Genomic DNA, 18182 nt, shown 5'->3' on the forward strand with positions numbered 1-18182 from the left:
GGTTGTAACGATGAAATGGGACTGGATTTTCTTTGACGCCGACGAAACGCTCTTTACGTTCGATTCGTTCGGTGGTCTACAGCGGATGTTTTTGGACTATAGCGTGACCTTCACCGCTGAAGATTTTCAGGACTATCAGGCGGTGAATAAACCGCTGTGGGTGGATTACCAGAACGGTGCCATCACCGCGTTACAACTGCAGCACCAGCGTTTCGATGTCTGGGCCGAACGGTTAAATGTAAGTCCAGGCGCGTTAAACGAGGCATTCCTCAATGCGATGGCCGATATCTGCGCCCCGCTGCCGGGGGCGGTTTCCCTGCTTGATTCGCTGAAAGGCAAGGTCAAACTGGGGATCATCACCAACGGTTTTACCGCGCTGCAGCAGATTCGCCTTGAGCGCACGGGCCTGCGCGATCATTTCGACGCGCTGGTGATCTCAGAAGAGGTGGGCGTGCCGAAGCCGGATCCGCGTATTTTTGATTATGCACTGGCGCAAGCCGGCAACCCCGATCGCGACCGTGTGCTGATGGTGGGTGATACCGCGGAGTCGGATATTCTGGGCGGCATGAATTCTGGTCTGTCCACCGTCTGGTTGAATGCGCATGGCCGCATGAAGCCAGAAGGTATTGAGCCAACCTGGACCGTAACGTCGTTGAACGAACTGGAGCAGCTCCTGTGTAAACAATGATTGCCTGCCCCCCATTGATGGGTAAAATAGCCGCATTTTTCGTATTCCATGATGCGCGGCCTGCTGTCGCGCTTATATAAGAAGATTTGATTATGACGTTGTCTCCTTATCTGCAAGAGGTGGCCAAACGCCGCACTTTTGCCATTATCTCGCACCCGGATGCCGGTAAAACCACCATCACCGAGAAGGTGCTGTTGTTCGGACAGGCCATCCAGACCGCCGGTACCGTAAAGGGCCGTGGCTCCAGCCAGCACGCAAAATCTGACTGGATGGAGATGGAAAAACAGCGTGGTATTTCGATTACCACCTCCGTGATGCAGTTCCCGTATCACGACTGCCTGGTGAACCTGCTGGACACCCCAGGCCACGAAGACTTCTCCGAAGATACCTACCGTACGCTGACGGCGGTGGACTGCTGCCTGATGGTGATCGACGCCGCAAAAGGTGTAGAAGACCGTACCCGTAAGCTGATGGAAGTGACCCGTCTGCGCGATACGCCAATCCTCACCTTTATGAACAAACTCGACCGTGACATCCGTGATCCGATGGAGCTGATGGATGAAGTGGAAAACGAGCTGAAGATTGCCTGTGCGCCCATCACCTGGCCAATTGGCTGCGGTAAGCTGTTTAAAGGTGTTTACCACCTTTATAAAGACGAAACCTATCTGTATCAGACAGGTAAAGGCCACACCATTCAGGAAGTGCGCATCGTGAAAGGTCTGGATAACCCGGATCTGGACGCCGCGGTGGGTGACGAGCTGGCTGCACAGCTGCGTGACGAGCTGGAGCTGGTGAAAGGCGCATCTCATGAGTTCGATAAAGAGCTGTTCCTGAGTGGCGAAATTACCCCGGTCTTCTTTGGTACCGCTCTGGGTAACTTCGGCGTCGACCATATGCTCGACGGTCTGGTGGAGTGGGCGCCGCAGCCGATGCCACGTAAAACCGACACCCGTGAAGTGGAAGCGAAAGAAGAGAAGTTCACCGGCTTCGTCTTTAAAATTCAGGCCAATATGGACCCGAAACACCGTGACCGCGTGGCCTTTATGCGCGTGGTGTCCGGCAAGTATGAAAAGGGTATGAAGCTGCGTCAGGTGCGTATCGGTAAAGATGTGGTGATCTCCGACGCGCTGACCTTCATGGCGGGCGACCGTTCGCACGTGGAAGAAGCGTATCCGGGTGACATTATCGGTCTGCATAACCATGGCACCATCCAGATCGGTGATACCTTCACGCAGGGTGAAATGATGAAGTTCACCGGGATTCCGAACTTCGCGCCAGAGCTGTTCCGCCGCATTCGCCTGAAAGATCCGCTGAAGCAGAAACAGTTGCTGAAAGGGCTGGTGCAGCTTTCCGAAGAGGGTGCTGTGCAGGTCTTCCGTCCAATCGCGAATAACGATCTGATCGTGGGTGCTGTGGGTGTGCTGCAGTTCGACGTGGTGGTTGCGCGTCTGAAGAGCGAATACAACGTGGAAGCGATTTACGAATCGGTCAACGTGGCGACCGCGCGCTGGGTTGAATGTGCTGACGTGAAGAAATTCGAAGAGTTCAAGCGTAAGAACGAAGTTCAGCTGGCGCTGGATGGCGGTGATAATCTGACCTATATCGCCCCAACCATGGTTAACCTGAATCTGACGCAGGAACGTTATCCTGACGTACAGTTCCGCAAAACGCGCGAACACTAATCCCCTCTCAGAGCACGGCAGCCGCCGTGCTCTTCTTTATTTCCTGTCTTATTAGTCCCTTGCGGAATGTTCTTAATTCATCGCATTTTCGCGCTTTTTGCTCGTTTTTTGCCCGAAACTGAAAGCACCTCTGTGAGAGTGATCTATATTTAACTCAGTGTTTAGCTCCGGGCGTGGATGAATAAACTGTTCAATGCATGACTTTAGGTTCTCCATTTTGCCCGTGAGTCTATTCGCAATATATAAAACTACTAAGGAAGTATGTAGCCCGAATAACGGGCAAAACACAGGAATACATCGATGAATATGACAAGACTGAAGATTTCTAAAACTCTGCTGGCGGTGACATTGGGTAGCGTTCTGGTAAGCGGCTCCGCTCTGGCGGAATCCAGCACCATGGATAAAGCGCAAAACACCGCTAATACCGCAGGGGAAAAAATCGATAGCTCTATGAATAAAGTCGGTAATTTCATGGATGACAGCTCAATCACAGCAAAAGTGAAAGCCGCGCTGGTAGATGATGAAGCTATCAAGAGCACCGATATTTCCGTAAAAACCGAGCAAAAAGTCGTCACCCTGAGCGGCTTTGTTGAAAGCCAGGCCCAGGCCGAACAGGCCGTAAAAGTGGCGAAGGGTGTTGAAGGCGTTGCGTCTGTAAGTGACAAACTGCACGTCCGTGACAGCAAAAACGCGTCGGTGAAAGGCTATGCAGGCGATGCCGCTACGACCAGCGAAATCAAAGCTAAACTTTTAGCAGATGACATCGTGCCATCGCGTAAAGTCAAAGTGGAAACCACCGACGGTGTGGTTCAGCTTTCCGGTACGGTAGATTCTCAGGCGCAAATTGACCGCGCCGAATCCATTGCGAAAGCAATTGATGGTGTGAAAAGCGTTAAAAACGATCTGAAAACGAAGTAAACCTGCACGATTCGCCCGCCAGGCCAGCCCTGCGGGCGAAATAAAAATGACTCTGGAAAAACGCCGGTGAGTGACCTGAGCGCTCATATTTAGCGGCCGACATTAACTATGGTAAAGGAGAGGCTTATGTTTCGTTGGGGCATTATATTTCTGGTTATCGCGTTAATTGCCGCCGCTTTGGGCTTTGGCGGACTGGCGGGTACAGCGGCCTGGGCAGCTAAAATTGTCTTCGTTGTCGGTATCATCCTGTTCCTGGTGAGCCTGTTTACGGGACGCAGACGTCCGTAGCAAACGCAATATTCCTTAAACAAAAAAAAGCCAGTCGTGATGACTGGCTTTTTCTTATTTGCGTTGCTGGTCGGGTGCGTTACTGTGGAGAGAGAAAATAATCAAAACAGGAAAGCAGAGGTGGGGCAACGAATTCCCGTTACGCTCGGCAATATTGCGCCGCTGACGTTAAAACCGTTTCGTGCTGGTCAACTTGCGCTGGTTTGCGAGGGGGGCGGGCAGCGCGGCATTTTTACCGCCGGCGTGCTGGATGAATTTATGCGCGCGCAATTCAACCCGTTTGACCTTTACTTCGGCACGTCTGCCGGGGCGCAGAACCTGTCTGCCTATGTCTGTAACCAGCCTGGCTACGCGCGAAAAGTCATTATGCGCTACACCACGGCGAAAGAATTTTTTAACCCGGTGCGCTTTGTGCGCGGCGGCAACCTGATCGATCTCGACTGGCTGCTGGAATCCACTTCCAGCCAGATGCCGCTGGCGATGGATACCGCCGCACGCCTGTTTGATAGCGGCAAAGCGTTCTGGATGTGCGCCAGCCGGGGCGATGATTATTCCCCGGGCTATTTCTCTCCGCAAAAAGAGAACTGGCTGGATATCATCCGTGCCTCCAGCGCCATTCCCGGTTTTTATCGGACCGGCGCGCTGCTGGACGGCATCAGCTATCTCGACGGCGGCATCAGTGACGCGGTGCCGGTGCAGGAAGCGGCCCGGCGGGGGGCAAAAACCATTGTGGTGATCCGCACTGTGCCGTCGCAAATGTACTACACGCCGCAGTGGTTTAAACGGATGGAGCGCTGGCTGGGCGACAGCAGTCTGCAGCCGCTGGTGAATATCGCGAAGCAGCATGAAACCACCTACGGCGCGATGCAACGCTTTATCGAAAAACCGCCGGGTAAGCTGCGTATTTTTGAAATTTATCCGCCGAAACCGCTGGTCAGTATGGCGCTCGGCAGCCGTGTTCCCGCGCTGCGTGCAGATTATAAAACGGGGCGACTGTGCGGACGCTACTTCCTGGCGACGGTTGGAAAAATGCTGGCAGAGCAACCGCCGCTGCATCGGCACGAACACATTATTACGCTGCCTGCGATTGTGGCTAACGATCCGCTGACCGTGCCGCTGGTGGATGTCCCGCAGGCGAATGACGCTTTACTGGATAACGAGGATCTGGCGTGACGCACCGTTTTGTTGATACCCACTGCCACTTTGATTTTCCGCCATTTTCGGGGGACGAGACGCAGAGCATTGAGCGCGCCGCTCAGGCGGGTATCCACGCGATGATTGTGCCTGCGATCGAAGTGGACAGATTCGAGCGCGTGCTTGATCTCGCCCGCCGCCATCCTGCGCTGTACGCCGCGCTGGGTCTGCATCCTATAGTGATAGAACACCATCTGGACGAACATCTCGACGTACTGGATGCGGCGCTGCAAACCCGGGAAAACAAACTGGTCGCGATGGGTGAGATCGGCCTCGATCTCTATCGCGATAATCCGCAGTTTGAACGCCAGCAGACGATCCTTGATGCCCAGCTCAGGCTGGCAAAGCGTCACGATCTGCCGGTGATCCTCCACTCACGACGTACACACGACAAACTGGCGATGCACCTGAAACGCATCGATCTGCCGCGAAAAGGGGTAGTGCACGGTTTCTCCGGTAGCCTGCAGCAGGCGCAGCGTTTTATTGAACTGGGCTATAAGATTGGCGTGGGCGGTACCATTACCTATCCCCGGGCCAGCAAAACGCGCGACGTAATGGCACAGTTACCGCTGTCTGCTCTGTTACTGGAAACGGATGCTCCTGATATGCCATTAAACGGTTTTCAGGGGCAGCCGAACCGCCCGGAACAGGCGGCACGCGTGTTTACCACGCTGTGTGAACTGCGTGAGGAGCCGGAAACGGAGATTGCAGATGCGCTGCTGGAAAATACCCGCGCGCTGTTTGGCATCACGCTATAGGTAAAGTGCCGGGCGGATCACCGTGATGTGCTGTTTTTCGAGCGCCAGCGCCAGCGGCTCGATGTCGTCCGGTGTAGCGCTGCGCCATGACGCCGCCTCGCCGTAAACCCCGTGCGCGTGAAACGCGTTAATGCGCACCGGCACATTCCCCAGCCCAAGGATAAATGTTGTCAGGGGCTTAAGATGCTCCAGATAATCGCACTGCTCAGGGATCACCAGTAAACGCAGTTCCGTCAGCCGCTGATGCTGCGCCAGCCAGCGAATGCTTTGCTTAATCTGCGGGTTTTCGCGTCCGGTCAGCACGCGGTGATGTTCGTTTCCCCAGGCCTTGAGATCCACCATCGCGCCATCCAGTACCTGCAGCAGCCTTTGCCAGCCGGTTTCCCCCAGCAGACCGTTGCTGTCCACCAGACACGTCAGGTGGCGCAGGGCGGGATCCGTTTTGATCGCCGTGAACAGGGCGATCAAAAACGGCAACTGGGTGGTGGCTTCGCCGCCGCTCACGGTAACCCCTTCAATAAAAGGGGCGGCTTTACGGATCTGCGCGAGGATCTCTTCCACGCTCAGGCGCTGCGCCATTGGCGTTGCCTGCTGCTGGCACAGATGCAGGCAGGTATCGCACTGCTGGCACCGACTCTCCTGCCACCAGACGCGTCCGGCCTGAATGTTCAGTGCATCGTGCGGGCAGTGGGGCACGCAGTCGCCGCAGTCGTTGCAGCGCCCGATGGTCCACGGGTTGTGGCAGGTTTTACAGCGCAGGTTACAGCCCTGCAGGAAGAGGGCCAGGCGGCTGCCCGGCCCGTCCACGCAGGAGAAGGGGATAACCTGACTAACTAAAGCGCATCTGCTGTTCATGGCTGACCACGCGCGGCTGACGATCCAGAATGCGGGTATTGCGTGCGGCTTCTTCGCCAAGCCAGGTGGTATTGGTGCGCGATCCGGCTTCGCGATACTGTGCCAGATCCGACAGCCGCACCATATAGCCGGTCACGCGCACCAGATCGTTACCGGCAACGTTGGCGGTAAATTCCCGCATACCGGCCTTAAACGCCCCCAGGCACAGCTGCACGACCGCCTGCGGATTGCGTTTTACCGTCTCATCCAGCGTCAGAATGTCGCTGATCCCGGCGGAGTAGTGCGGGTGATGCGGCGCCACGGCCAGCAGATGAGTGATGGGATCTGGCTCGTCGCCGTACGGCAGACGCGCACCCGGGGTGGTACCGACATCTGAACTTATTCCCGACTGTGCATGGAGCATCGCACGCTGTTTCCAGCCGTATTTCACCGGCGTGTTTTCCACAAACGCCGCCAGCTGCTCGCTGATGCGATAGCCCAGCGCGTTAGCCTGCTCGCTCTTACCGTAACGGCCGTCGATACCCGCTTTTTCGCAAAGCGTATTCACCGCCTCTGCCATGCCGTACATGCCAAACATCGGTACAAAGCGATCGGCATCAATCAGCCCCTCTTTCACCAGGAAGCTATTCTCAAAGAAGCCGGATTGTTGATAGAGAAACGCGCAGCGGGCATCAATGATGGCCATTTGTTGCTGGCAGTAGTGCGGCAACATACGCGTGAAGAAATCGTCGGGTGACGCGCTGTGTTCAGCAATCGCCCGCAGATTGAGGCGGACCAGCGTACTGCCACCGCCCGCCAGCGGCAGCGAGTTGTAACAGCTCACGATGCCATAGCGGCCTTTTGTGAAAATTTTATCATTCACCGGGCCATGGGAAATATGTGGTTTGCTGCATTCACAGATATTTTTTGCCACCTCAAGCAGGAGATCGTCCGGCGTCACGTCCGGGTCATAAATAAACGTCAGATTCGGTGCAGCCTGCTTCAATTCTGCATCGGCACGCAAAATGGCGCGGGTGATGGGGGTATCTGCCGGACCGATGTTGACGTGCGTAAAGGCGTCCGGCAACGTTCTGTCGAGATAGCGCCAGAAACGTTTTATTCGGCTATCGATCGCTTCTTGTGTTAGAATTCTAACATAGGGTTGCAGTAAGGCATCAAGGTGACCGAGATAGACCGGCATTGATGTTACTGACGGCACATGATGGTAGAGAATGGTTAACAGCGAGAGCGCGTCATCCAGATCTTTCGCCCCCTCCAGCTCCAGCCATTCTGAACCTTTAGCCAGAAACGTTGCGTAATCCGGCAGAACATAACGGGGTTTATAGGGCGCGTGGCCTTCAAACATGTCGCAGATAAATCCCTTGTCCAGCGCGGCACGAGCCGCCTCAGGAAGTGCCGGATAAGGCAGATTGTTTTCCGCTTCCAGCGCCAGAAAATGACGCTTCTGTTCCGGGGTTAATACCGGGCTTGTCACAATGTGCTGGCAACGTTGTTGCAGGGCGTCGGGGCTGGCGTGGGGCATGTTCGCTTCCTTGATTGTTCTGCGGATGATGAACGGATTGTAGGAAGCCATCCTGTCAGGGCTTTTGATCTGACGAGGGGAATCGCTGCATTCGTCAGCAGTTCACGCATTAAAGTTTGAATCAGATCTCATTACAGTAATGCAAATTTGTACGTAGTTTTCATTAACTGTGATGAATGTCGAAGTGTGAATGCGGGTGGATGTTAGAATACTCACAGACCCGCAAGGTAAAATTGATACGGCACCGCCGTTGGAGAATGTTATGACCGATTTAACTGCAAGCAGCCTGCGCGCGTTGAAACTGATGGACCTGACCACCCTGAACGATGACGACACCAATGAAAAAGTCATCGCCCTGTGTCATCAGGCGAAAACGCCAGTGGGCAACACTGCCGCTGTCTGCATCTATCCGCGCTTTATCCCGATTGCCCGCAAAACGCTGAAAGAGCAGGGTACCCCGGACGTGCGCATTGCAACCGTAACTAACTTCCCGCACGGCAACGACGATATCGAGATCGCGCTGGCGGAAACCCGCGCGGCGATTGCCTACGGCGCAGACGAAGTTGACGTGGTATTCCCGTACCGTGCGCTGATCGCGGGCAACGAGCAGGTGGGCTTTGACCTGGTGAAAGCCTGTAAAGACGCCTGCGCGGCGGCAAACGTGCTGCTGAAAGTGATCATCGAAACTGGCGAACTGAAAGAAGAAGCGCTGATTCGTAAAGCGTCCGAAATCTCCATCAAAGCCGGTGCGGATTTCATTAAAACCTCTACCGGTAAAGTGCCGGTGAATGCGACCCCGGAAAGCGCGCGCATCATGATGGAAGTGATCCGCGATATGGGCGTGTCCAAAACCGTGGGCTTTAAACCGGCGGGCGGTGTGCGTACTGCGGAAGACGCGCAGCAGTTCCTGGCGATTGCCGACGAGCTGTTCGGCGAAGAGTGGGCGGACTCACGTCACTACCGCTTCGGCGCGTCCAGCCTGCTGGCAAGCCTGCTGAAAGCGCTGGGTCATGGCGACGGTAAGAGCGCCAGCAGCTACTGATTGCCAGACAATGCCGGATGACGCTTCGCTTATCCGGCCTACAGGATCGCAGGGCGGGTAAGCGTAGCGCCACCCGCCACAATTCCCCCGATTCCGCATGGAGGTTACCGTGTTTCTCGCACAAGAAATTATTCGTAAAAAACGTGATGGTCATGCATTAAGCGACGAAGAGATCCGCTTCTTTATCAACGGCATTCGAGATAACACCATCTCAGAAGGGCAGATTGCAGCCCTGGCGATGACCATCTTCTTCCACGATATGTCGATGCCTGAGCGTGTCTCGTTGACCATGGCGATGCGAGATTCAGGAACCGTACTGGACTGGAAGAGCCTCAACCTCAACGGCCCGATTGTCGATAAACACTCCACCGGCGGCGTAGGCGATGTAACGTCTCTGATGCTCGGCCCCATGGTGGCGGCCTGCGGCGGTTATATCCCGATGATCTCCGGGCGCGGCCTGGGACACACCGGCGGTACGCTCGACAAACTGGAAGCCATTCCGGGCTTCGATATCTTCCCGGATGACAACCGCTTCCGCGAAATTATTAAAGACGTTGGCGTGGCGATCATCGGCCAGACCAGCTCGCTTGCCCCGGCAGACAAGCGCTTCTACGCAACCCGCGATATCACCGCAACCGTTGATTCTATCCCGCTGATCACCGCCTCTATTCTGGCGAAGAAACTGGCAGAAGGGCTGGACGCGCTGGTAATGGACGTAAAAGTGGGTAGCGGCGCGTTTATGCCAACCTATGAACTCTCTGCTCAGCTTGCTGAAGCGATCGTTGGCGTCGCCAACGGCGCAGGCGTGCGCACCACCGCACTGCTGACGGACATGAATCAGGTGCTGGCCTCCAGCGCCGGTAACGCCGTCGAAGTGCGCGAAGCCGTTCAGTTCCTGACAGGCGTTTACCGTAACCCACGACTGTTCGACGTGACCATGGCGCTGTGCGTCGAGATGCTGATTTCAGGCAAACTGGCGAAAGACGACGCTGAAGCGCGCGCGAAACTGCAGGCGGTGCTGGATAACGGCAAAGCGGCAGAGATCTTTGGCCGCATGGTAGCGGCGCAAAAAGGCCCGACCGACTTCGTGGAAAACTACGCGAAATACCTGCCGACCGCGACGCTCAGCAAAGCCGTTTATGCCGATAGCGAAGGTTTCGTCTCTGCTATGGACACCCGTGCACTGGGTATGGCGGTGGTCTCGATGGGCGGCGGCCGTCGTCAGGCATCGGACACCATTGATTACAGCGTTGGCTTTACCGATATGGCCCGTCTGGGCGACAGCGTTGACGGAGAACGTCCGCTGGCGGTGATCCACGCCAAAGACGAAGCCAGCTGGCAGGAGGCGGCGAAGGCGGTGAAAGCGGCTATTACGCTTGCGGATAAAGCACCAGAAAGCTCGCCTTCGGTCTATCGTCGTATCACCGAATAGCGGTATACTGATCTGATCAATCATTTTTAGCACTACGTACGGAGAACAATTATGAAACGTGCATTTATTATGGTGCTGGACTCATTCGGCATCGGCGCAACCGAAGATGCAGAACGTTTTGGTGACGTGGGTTCCGATACCATGGGTCACATCGCGGAAGCCTGTGCGAAAGGCGAAGCGGACAACGGTCGTAAAGGCCCTCTGACTCTGCCCAATCTGACCCGCCTCGGTCTGGTGAAAGCGCATGAAGGTTCTACCGGTAAAATCGCTGCCGGTATGGACGGCAACGCGGAAGTGGTGGGCGCTTACGCCTGGGCGCATGAGCTCTCTTCCGGTAAAGACACCCCATCTGGACACTGGGAAATCGCCGGTGTGCCGGTTCTGTTTGACTGGGGCTATTTCTCCGATCACGAGAACAGCTTCCCGCAGGAACTGCTTGATAAGCTGGTGAAACGCGCCAACCTGCCGGGCTACCTCGGTAACTGCCACTCTTCCGGTACCGTGATTCTGGATCAGCTCGGCGAAGAGCACATGAAAACCGGTAAGCCGATTTTCTACACCTCTGCTGACTCCGTATTCCAGATTGCCTGCCACGAAGAGACGTTTGGCCTGGATAAACTGTACGAGCTGTGCGAAATCGCCCGTGAAGAGCTGACCGAAGGCGGCTACAACATTGGTCGTGTTATCGCGCGTCCGTTTATCGGCGACAAAGCGGGTAACTTCCAGCGTACCGGTAACCGTCACGACCTGGCCGTTGAGCCACCGGCACCTACCGTGCTGCAGAAACTGGTTGATGAGAAAGGCGGTCACGTGGTTTCCGTGGGTAAAATCGCCGATATCTACGCCAACTGCGGTATCACCAAAAAGGTGAAAGCCACTGGCCTGGATGCGCTGTTTGACGCGACCGTCAAAGAGATGAAAGAAGCGGGTGATAACACCATCGTCTTCACCAACTTCGTCGACTTCGACTCCTCCTGGGGCCACCGTCGCGACGTGGCTGGTTATGCGGCCGGCCTGGAGCTGTTCGACCGTCGTCTGCCAGAGCTGATGGAGCTGGTGGGTGAAGATGACATTCTGATCCTGACCGCTGACCACGGCTGTGACCCAACCTGGACCGGTACTGACCACACCCGTGAGCACATTCCGGTGCTGGTGTATGGCCCGAAAGTGAAACCGGGCTCGCTGGGTCACCGAGAAACCTTCGCGGACATCGGCCAGACGATTGCGAAATATTTTGGCACGTCTGACATGGAATATGGCAAGGCCATGTTCTGAGTTATGTTGGGTGCGGCCTGATGCCCTCACCCCAACCCTCTCCCACGGGGAGAGGGCGAATTTACAATGAAAAGGAACTGAAGATGGCAACTCCTCACATTAACGCAGAAATGGGTGATTTCGCTGACGTCGTATTGATGCCGGGCGACCCGCTGCGCGCGAAACACATTGCAGAAACTTTCCTGGAAGACGTGCGTGAAGTGAACAACGTTCGCGGCATGCTGGGCTTCACCGGAACGTACAAAGGCCGCAAAATCTCCGTGATGGGCCACGGTATGGGTATCCCATCCTGCTCCATCTACACCAAAGAGCTGATCACCGATTTCGGTGTGAAGAAAATCATCCGTGTTGGCTCCTGCGGCGCGGTGCGCATGGACGTTAAACTGCGTGATGTGGTGATTGGTATGGGTGCCTGCACCGATTCCAAAGTCAACCGTATGCGTTTCAAAGATCACGACTTCGCGGCGATTGCTGATTTCGGCATGGTGCGTAACGCGGTTGACGCGGCTAAAGCGCTGGGCGTTGATGCTCGCGTGGGTAACCTGTTCTCTGCGGATCTGTTCTATGCGCCGGACGGCGGCGAGATGTTCGACGTAATGGAAAAATACGGCATCCTGGGCGTGGAAATGGAAGCAGCTGGCATCTACGGCGTCGCGGCTGAGTTCGGTGCGAAAGCGCTGACCATCTGCACCGTGTCTGACCACATCCGTACCCACGAGCAGACCACGGCTGCTGAGCGTCAGACCACCTTCAACGACATGATCAAAATCGCGCTGGAATCCGTTCTGCTGGGCGATAAAGAGTAATTCTGTCTCTTCCGGCCCTCTCCCGGTGGGAGAGGGGTGGGGTGAGAGCACCAGGCCGCACCTAGCGCACGGCCCGTGCAATCCACGCTGACAACTCCCGCAGCTCATTTTCCTGCTCCGGGAAATCCCCGATCAACGTATCGCATTCCTGCTGCAGCATATCCGCCCGATACAAACAGCCCTGCAAACGAGCCGCCAGCGCCTCTAACGGCGCCGGGTTAAGGCTGTCCGTAAACACCTGCGTGCGGGTGATATGACCTTTCTCTACGTCAAAGTGCAGCTCCACGCCGCCCCAGGTAAAGCGTTCGTCCAGCAGATGCGAAAAGGCAGGCGCCTGGCCAAAGTTCCACTCCCAGCTGCTCTGGCGGGCAAAGGTTTCGGCGAAATTGGGCAGATCCGGGGTTTTATCCGGGGAGATCACCTCTGCCTCTACGCGCTCACCGTAATGGGCAAAGAAGGCTTCCTGGATCGCCTCGCAGATTTGCGCGTGAGTGATGTTCGGCAGCAGCTCAACCAGGTTGGCCACGCGCCCCCGCACGGAAGTGATCCCTTTGGCCTGCAGTTTTTTCTTGTCGGGATTCAGGTAGTTCGCCAGACGGCTGAGATCGGCGTTAAGAAGAAGGGTGCCGTGGTGGAAGCCGCGATCCAGTGTTTCGCGATAGGCTGAGCCTGACACTTTGCGATCTCCATCGGGCGTTTTGACCACCAGGTCGTTACGCCCGGAGGCTTCTGCCGTCACGCCGAGCGAATTGAGCGCGTTGAGGACAATGGACGTTGAGATGGTCTTGTCGTATTCCGGCTTACCTGCCATAAAGGTAAAGCAGGTATTGCCCAGATCGTGGAATACCGCACCACCGCCGCTGCTGCGGCGCGCCAGACGGACGTTGTCCTCTTCCATACGCCGGGTGTTACACTCTTTCCACGGATTCTGCGCGCGGCCAATGACCACCGTGTCGGCATTGCGCCAGAGAAACAGCACGCGTTGGGTGGCGGGCATCTGGCGGAAGATGCACTCTTCTACCGCAAGATTAAACCACGGATCGTAAGAGTCAGAGAGCAGCAGGCGTAACGTCGTCATGGCAGAGTTCCTTTTCCAAATCATCAGCCTACTTTATCACTAATCTTTCTTTTCGCTCTCTTCGTCTTCAGGAACGGATTTACTGGCGGTCAGCAGGAAGGGCGACTGCTGCCAGCGGGTGCGCTTGCCCTGCAGCAAGGTGCGGGCCAGTACCACGCCAATGGCGAGGGAGAGCAGGAGCATCAGACGGAGTATATTGGTGGTGTTATCCACCTGTTTGGCTTCCGTGGGCAGGGTATGGGTGTCGAGCGTCAGGCGCAGATACCCCAGCGGACCATTTTTGCCCTGAATAGGTTCGACGATCTGTTGGTTAAAGTAGCCCCCGGCTTTTTTACCGTCCAGCGCCAGCCTGTCGCGTACGTCGACATGCTCACCCGCGCGGGCAATCAGATCGCCTTTTTCATCGTAGACACCGGCATCCAGGATACGGCTGTTCTCGGTTAACTGACGCAAAACCTGGCTGATGCGTTTGTCATCCGGCGTTTCGGTACGCATAGCGGGCGCGACGTTAAGCGTAACCTGACGCGCCAGCGTGCGGGCCAGCTCCTCAAACTGCGGATTCCGTTGCCGTTGATGATTCTGGCTAAACCACGACGCCCCTTGCATCAGCACCACTAACAGGGCGAGACAGAAAAGGACGATCACGGCGCGATGAAGCCGGAATTTCAGTTTTGCGCGAGCCATATTCCACCTGCTGAAAATTTACGGCTTAATGTTGCCAGAAGTGATGGTTACAGGGTAGCCTCATGCGTTATTTTCCCTCTGGAACCTTCCGGCGCGAACGAAATTACAGGAGCTTCAATGCCGAACATTACCTGGTGCGACCTGCCAACGGATGTCTCTTTATGGCCAGGATTGCCGCTCTCTTTAAGTGGCGATGAGGTGATGCCTCTGGATTACCACGCTGGCCGTAGCGGCTGGCTGCTGTACGGACGCGGCCTGGATAAGCAACGCCTTACCCAATATCAAACTAAACTGGGTGCGGCGATGGTGATTGTCGCCGCCTGGTGTGTGGAAGATTATCAGGTCATTCGCCTGGCCGGTTCCCTGACGCAGCGCGCGACGCGTCTGGCACACGACGCCGGGCTGGACGTTGCCCCGCTGGGTAAAATCCCCCATCTGAAAACGCCGGGTCTGCTGGTGATGGATATGGACTCTACCGCCATCCAGATTGAGTGTATCGATGAGATTGCCAAACTGGCGGGCAGCGGCGAGCTGGTGGCGGAAGTGACCGAGCGCGCGATGCGCGGCGAGCTGGATTTTACTGCCAGCCTGAGACAGCGCGTGGCGACCCTCAAAGGGGCCGATGCCAATATCCTGCGTCAGGTGCGCGATGAACTGCCGCTGATGCCCGGGCTGACGCAACTGGTGCTGAAGCTCCAGTCGCTGGGCTGGAAAGTGGCTATCGCTTCCGGTGGCTTTACCTTCTTCGCGGATTACCTGCGGGAAAAACTGCATCTGACCACCGTGGTCGCCAACGAGCTGGAGATCATGGACGGTAAGCTGACCGGGCAGGTGCTCGGCGATATCGTGGATGCGCAGTATAAAGCCAATACGCTGAGCCGACTGGCCGAGAAATATGAAATTCCGGTTGCCCAGACCGTTGCCATTGGCGATGGCGCAAACGATCTGCCGATGATCAAAGTTGCCGGTCTTGGCATTGCTTACCATGCCAAGCCAAAAGTGAATGAAAAGACGGAAGTGACAATCCGTCACGCTGACCTGATGGGGGTGTTCTGCATCCTCTCCGGCAGCCTGAATCAGAAATAACGGTATGCGATTGTAGGCCGGGTAAGCGTTAGCGCCACCCGGCGCGCAGGCCGCACTGAAATAACGAGGTAAACCGTGGCTAAAGCCCCAAAACGCGCATTTGTCTGTAATGAATGTGGTGCGGATTATCCGCGCTGGCAGGGGCAATGCAGCGCCTGCCATGCCTGGAACACCATCACCGAAGTGCGTGGTGTGGCGGCTTCGCCGAGTGTGGCCCGCAATGAACGCCTGAGCGGCTATGCGGGTAATGCCGGTGTGGCAAAAGTCCAAAAACTGTCAGAAATCAGTCTGGAAGCGTTGCCGCGCTTCTCCACCGGCTTCAAAGAGTTTGACCGCGTGCTTGGCGGCGGCGTGGTGCCGGGCAGTGCGATCCTGATCGGCGGTAACCCGGGAGCGGGTAAATCGACCCTGCTGCTGCAAACGCTCTGCAAGCTCGCCGAGCAGATGAAAACCCTGTACGTCACTGGCGAAGAGTCCCTGCAGCAGGTGGCGATGCGAGCACACCGTCTGGGTCTGCCTACCGGCAATCTGAATATGCTGTCGGAAACCAGCATTGAGCAGATCTGCATGATTGCCGAAGAAGAGCAGCCGAAGCTGATGGTGATTGACTCCATCCAGGTGATGCACATGGCGGATATTCAGTCCTCGCCGGGCAGCGTGGCGCAGGTGCGTGAGACCGCCGCGTATCTGACGCGTTTTGCCAAAACCCGCGGCGTGGCGATTGTGATGGTCGGCCACGTTACCAAAGACGGCTCCCTGGCGGGGCCAAAAGTGCTTGAGCACTGTATCGACTGCTCCGTGATGCTGGACGGCGACGCAGACTCCCGCTTCCGTACCCTGCGCAGCCACAAAAACCGCTTTGGTGCGGTGAACGAGCTAGGCGTATTTGCCATGACCGAGCAGGGGCTGCGCGAAGTCAGCAACCCGTCGGCCATCTTCCTGAGCCGGGGGGATGAAGTCACCTCCGGCAGTTCGGTGATGGTGCTGTGGGAGGGGACGCGCCCGCTGCTCGTTGAAATTCAGGCGCTGGTGGATCACTCGATGATGGGTAACCCGCGGCGCGTGGCGGTCGGTCTGGAACAGAACCGTCTGGCGATCCTGCTGGCGGTGCTACACCGTCATGGTGGCCTGCAAATGGCCGATCAGGATGTCTTCGTCAACGTGGTCGGGGGCGTGAAAGTTTCAGAGACCAGTGCCGATCTGGCGCTGCTGCTGGCGATGGTCTCCAGTCTGCGCGACAGACCGCTGCCGCAGGATTTGGTGGTCTTCGGCGAAGTGGGGCTGGCCGGGGAGATCCGCCCGGTGCCCAGCGGCCAGGAGCGCATCTCCGAGGCGGCGAAACATGGCTTCCGCCGGGCGATTGTGCCGGCGGCCAACGTGCCGAAGAAGATCCCCGAAGGGATGCAGGTCTTTGGCGTTAAAAAACTCGCAGATGCGTTAAATGTCTTTGACGACTTATAATTACGTATTCGATTTTGCAGGAGGCACCGTAATTTATGTCATCATTTGACTACATCAAGACCGCAATCCGTCAGAAAGGCTGCACGCTACAGCAGGTGGCTGACGCCAGCGGCATGACGAAAGGCTATCTTAGCCAGTTGCTGAACGCCAAAATCAAAAGCCCCAGCGCGCAAAAGCTGGAAGCGTTACATCGCTTTCTGGGGCTTGAATTCCCGCGTATGCAAAAGAACATCGGCGTGGTGTTTGGCAAGTTTTACCCGCTGCATACCGGCCATATCTACCTGATCCAGCGCGCCTGTAGCCAGGTCGACGAACTGCACATCATCATGGGTTACGATGAAACCCGTGACCGTCAGCTGTTCGAAGATAGCGCCATGTCGCAGCAGCCGACGGTGCCGGATCGCCTGCGCTGGCTGCTTCAGACCTTCAAATATCAGAAAAACATTCGCATTCATGCCTTTAACGAAGAGGGCATGGAGCCGTATCCGCACGGCTGGGACGTGTGGAGCAACGGCATTAAAGCGTTTATGGAAGAGAAGGGCATTGCGCCCAACTGGATCTACACCTCTGAAGAGTCCGACGCACCGCAGTTCCGCGAGCATCTGGGCATTGAAACGGTGCTGATCGATCCGAAGCGTACATTCATGAACATCAGCGGGGCGCAGATCCGCGAAAACCCGTTCCGCTACTGGGATTACATCCCGACCGAAGTGAAGCCGTTCTTTGTGCGCACAGTTGCGATTCTGGGCGGTGAATCCAGCGGGAAATCGACGCTGGTCAACAAGCTGGCAAATATCTTCAATACTACCAGCGCGTGGGAATACGGACGTGATTATGTCTTTTCCCATCTGGGGGGAGACGAGATGGCGCTGCAGTATTCTGATTACGACAAAATCGCGCTAGGCCATGCTCAGTACATTGATTTCGCGGTGAAATACGCCAACAAAGTGGCCTTCATCGACACCGATTTTGTCACCACACAAGCTTTCTGTAAGAAGTATGAAGGACGCGAGCACCCGTTCGTACAGGCGCTGATCGATGAATATCGCTTCGACCTGGTGATCCTGCTGGAAAACAACACGCCGTGGGTCGCCGACGGGATGCGCAGCCTCGGTAGCTCAGTGGACAGAAAAGAGTTCCAGACGATGCTGGTGGAGATGCTTCACGAGAACAACGTGGAGTTTGTCCACGTCGAAGCGTCTGATTACGACACCCGTTTCCTGCGCTGCGTCGAGCTGGTGAAGGAGATGATGGGGGAGCAGGGGTAAATTCACAGGTTTGCCCCCTCACCCTAACCCTCTCCCCATTGTACGGTCCGGGGACATAGTGAACACTTGTTCGGGGACATGGTAGACACTTACAACTAAGGCATAAGAACCCGTTTATGGAGTCGCTTATGCCCTGGGATGCGAG

At 56.2% G+C, this 18182-nt stretch carries 17 protein-coding genes; 13 read left to right on the top strand and 4 right to left on the bottom strand.

Annotated features, from left to right (window positions below):
* The first annotated feature begins 10 nt into the window (after positions 1 to 10).
* The 6 genes from yjjG (at position 11) to ACOTX3_RS19570 (ending at position 5528) form a co-directional block, all read left to right on the top strand.
* Positions 11 to 688, top strand: a complete 678-nt coding sequence (gene yjjG / locus ACOTX3_RS19545) for a pyrimidine 5'-nucleotidase (RefSeq protein ID WP_045292816.1) — start codon at positions 11 to 13, stop codon at positions 686 to 688.
* A gap of 92 nt (positions 689 to 780) precedes the next feature.
* On the top strand, positions 781 to 2370 hold the full coding sequence (prfC, locus tag ACOTX3_RS19550; protein ID WP_023621922.1) for a peptide chain release factor 3: 1590 nt from the start codon (positions 781 to 783) through the stop codon (positions 2368 to 2370).
* 300 nt (positions 2371 to 2670) lie between these two features.
* On the top strand, positions 2671 to 3288 hold the full coding sequence (osmY, locus tag ACOTX3_RS19555; protein ID WP_013095484.1) for a molecular chaperone OsmY: 618 nt from the start codon (positions 2671 to 2673) through the stop codon (positions 3286 to 3288).
* A gap of 126 nt (positions 3289 to 3414) precedes the next feature.
* Complete coding sequence (locus ACOTX3_RS19560) at positions 3415 to 3576, top strand: DUF1328 domain-containing protein (protein WP_003856556.1); 162 nt, start codon at positions 3415 to 3417, stop codon at positions 3574 to 3576.
* A 120-nt stretch (positions 3577 to 3696) separates the two neighbouring features.
* A complete protein-coding gene (locus ACOTX3_RS19565) occupies positions 3697 to 4749 on the top strand; it encodes a patatin-like phospholipase family protein (RefSeq protein ID WP_421631632.1) in 1053 nt (350 codons plus the stop codon).
* Complete coding sequence (locus ACOTX3_RS19570; protein WP_038981135.1) at positions 4746 to 5528, top strand: TatD family hydrolase; 783 nt, start codon at positions 4746 to 4748, stop codon at positions 5526 to 5528. The genes ACOTX3_RS19565 and ACOTX3_RS19570 overlap by 4 nt, the downstream gene beginning before the upstream one ends.
* Here the strand turns inward: ACOTX3_RS19570 and ACOTX3_RS19575 are convergent.
* Both ACOTX3_RS19575 and ACOTX3_RS19580 read right to left on the bottom strand, forming a co-directional pair.
* Positions 5523 to 6383, bottom strand: coding sequence for a YjjW family glycine radical enzyme activase (locus ACOTX3_RS19575; protein ID WP_058678924.1), 861 nt, complete (start codon positions 6381 to 6383; stop codon positions 5523 to 5525). The two genes, ACOTX3_RS19570 and ACOTX3_RS19575, sit on opposite strands and share 6 nt — an antisense overlap.
* A complete protein-coding gene (locus ACOTX3_RS19580; protein WP_040020133.1) occupies positions 6358 to 7905 on the bottom strand; it encodes a YjjI family glycine radical enzyme in 1548 nt (515 codons plus the stop codon). The genes ACOTX3_RS19575 and ACOTX3_RS19580 overlap by 26 nt, the downstream gene beginning before the upstream one ends.
* Before the next feature lie 262 nt (positions 7906 to 8167).
* Between ACOTX3_RS19580 and deoC the strand changes: the two genes are divergently transcribed.
* From deoC to deoD, 4 genes are all read left to right on the top strand, one after another.
* Positions 8168 to 8947, top strand: a complete 780-nt coding sequence (gene deoC / locus ACOTX3_RS19585) for a deoxyribose-phosphate aldolase (RefSeq protein ID WP_013095489.1) — start codon at positions 8168 to 8170, stop codon at positions 8945 to 8947.
* A 109-nt stretch (positions 8948 to 9056) separates the two neighbouring features.
* Positions 9057 to 10379, top strand: a complete 1323-nt coding sequence (deoA, locus tag ACOTX3_RS19590) for a thymidine phosphorylase (RefSeq protein WP_032618491.1) — start codon at positions 9057 to 9059, stop codon at positions 10377 to 10379.
* 51 nt (positions 10380 to 10430) lie between these two features.
* Positions 10431 to 11654 carry a phosphopentomutase gene (gene deoB / locus ACOTX3_RS19595; protein ID WP_013095491.1) on the top strand — a complete coding sequence of 408 codons (1224 nt, stop codon included), beginning with the start codon at positions 10431 to 10433 and terminating at the stop codon, positions 11652 to 11654.
* Positions 11655 to 11737: 83 nt separating this feature from the next.
* Positions 11738 to 12460, top strand: coding sequence for a purine-nucleoside phosphorylase (gene deoD, locus ACOTX3_RS19600; RefSeq protein ID WP_013095492.1), 723 nt, complete (start codon positions 11738 to 11740; stop codon positions 12458 to 12460).
* 61 nt (positions 12461 to 12521) lie between these two features.
* Here deoD and lplA read toward each other — a convergent pair whose 3' ends face one another.
* Together lplA and ACOTX3_RS19610 are read right to left on the bottom strand one after the other, a co-directional pair.
* Positions 12522 to 13538 (bottom strand): lipoate--protein ligase LplA, encoded by a 1017-nt coding sequence (gene lplA / locus ACOTX3_RS19605; protein ID WP_058678923.1) that lies wholly within the window; start codon positions 13536 to 13538, stop codon positions 12522 to 12524.
* A 39-nt stretch (positions 13539 to 13577) separates the two neighbouring features.
* Entirely contained in the window at positions 13578 to 14222 is a 645-nt protein-coding gene (locus ACOTX3_RS19610) for a YtjB family periplasmic protein (protein WP_013095494.1), read from the bottom strand.
* A gap of 117 nt (positions 14223 to 14339) precedes the next feature.
* On the opposite strand from ACOTX3_RS19610, the gene serB reads away from it, so the two are divergent.
* The 3 genes from serB (at position 14340) to nadR (ending at position 18037) form a co-directional block, all read left to right on the top strand.
* Complete coding sequence (gene serB / locus ACOTX3_RS19615; RefSeq protein ID WP_013095495.1) at positions 14340 to 15308, top strand: phosphoserine phosphatase; 969 nt, start codon at positions 14340 to 14342, stop codon at positions 15306 to 15308.
* A 75-nt stretch (positions 15309 to 15383) separates the two neighbouring features.
* Entirely contained in the window at positions 15384 to 16769 is a 1386-nt protein-coding gene (radA, locus tag ACOTX3_RS19620; protein WP_013095496.1) for a DNA repair protein RadA, read from the top strand.
* A 35-nt stretch (positions 16770 to 16804) separates the two neighbouring features.
* Positions 16805 to 18037 (top strand): multifunctional transcriptional regulator/nicotinamide-nucleotide adenylyltransferase/ribosylnicotinamide kinase NadR, encoded by a 1233-nt coding sequence (gene nadR, locus ACOTX3_RS19625; protein ID WP_014830583.1) that lies wholly within the window; start codon positions 16805 to 16807, stop codon positions 18035 to 18037.
* Positions 18038 to 18182 lie beyond the last annotated feature (145 nt).

The sequence above is a fragment of the Enterobacter cloacae complex sp. IR5384 genome (assembly GCF_049237265.1).
GTDB classification, from domain to species: domain Bacteria; phylum Pseudomonadota; class Gammaproteobacteria; order Enterobacterales; family Enterobacteriaceae; genus Enterobacter; species Enterobacter cloacae.

What these genes read in the sequence shown, in the direction of transcription:
- osmY (WP_013095484.1), top strand. Translation starts at nt 2,671, where the DNA reads ATGAATATGACAAGACTGAAGATTTCTAAAACTCTGCTGGCGGTGACA.
- ACOTX3_RS19560 (WP_003856556.1), top strand. Translation starts at nt 3,415, where the DNA reads ATGTTTCGTTGGGGCATTATATTTCTGGTTATCGCGTTAATTGCCGCC.
- lplA (WP_058678923.1), bottom strand. Translation starts at nt 13,538, where the DNA reads ATGACGACGTTACGCCTGCTGCTCTCTGACTCTTACGATCCGTGGTTT.
- nadR (WP_014830583.1), top strand. Translation starts at nt 16,805, where the DNA reads ATGTCATCATTTGACTACATCAAGACCGCAATCCGTCAGAAAGGCTGC.
- deoD (WP_013095492.1), top strand. Translation starts at nt 11,738, where the DNA reads ATGGCAACTCCTCACATTAACGCAGAAATGGGTGATTTCGCTGACGTC.
- ACOTX3_RS19580 (WP_040020133.1), bottom strand. Translation starts at nt 7,905, where the DNA reads ATGCCCCACGCCAGCCCCGACGCCCTGCAACAACGTTGCCAGCACATT.
- ACOTX3_RS19610 (WP_013095494.1), bottom strand. Translation starts at nt 14,222, where the DNA reads ATGGCTCGCGCAAAACTGAAATTCCGGCTTCATCGCGCCGTGATCGTC.
- deoB (WP_013095491.1), top strand. Translation starts at nt 10,431, where the DNA reads ATGAAACGTGCATTTATTATGGTGCTGGACTCATTCGGCATCGGCGCA.
- yjjG (WP_045292816.1), top strand. Translation starts at nt 11, where the DNA reads ATGAAATGGGACTGGATTTTCTTTGACGCCGACGAAACGCTCTTTACG.
- prfC (WP_023621922.1), top strand. Translation starts at nt 781, where the DNA reads ATGACGTTGTCTCCTTATCTGCAAGAGGTGGCCAAACGCCGCACTTTT.
- deoC (WP_013095489.1), top strand. Translation starts at nt 8,168, where the DNA reads ATGACCGATTTAACTGCAAGCAGCCTGCGCGCGTTGAAACTGATGGAC.
- serB (WP_013095495.1), top strand. Translation starts at nt 14,340, where the DNA reads ATGCCGAACATTACCTGGTGCGACCTGCCAACGGATGTCTCTTTATGG.
- ACOTX3_RS19575 (WP_058678924.1), bottom strand. Translation starts at nt 6,383, where the DNA reads ATGAACAGCAGATGCGCTTTAGTTAGTCAGGTTATCCCCTTCTCCTGC.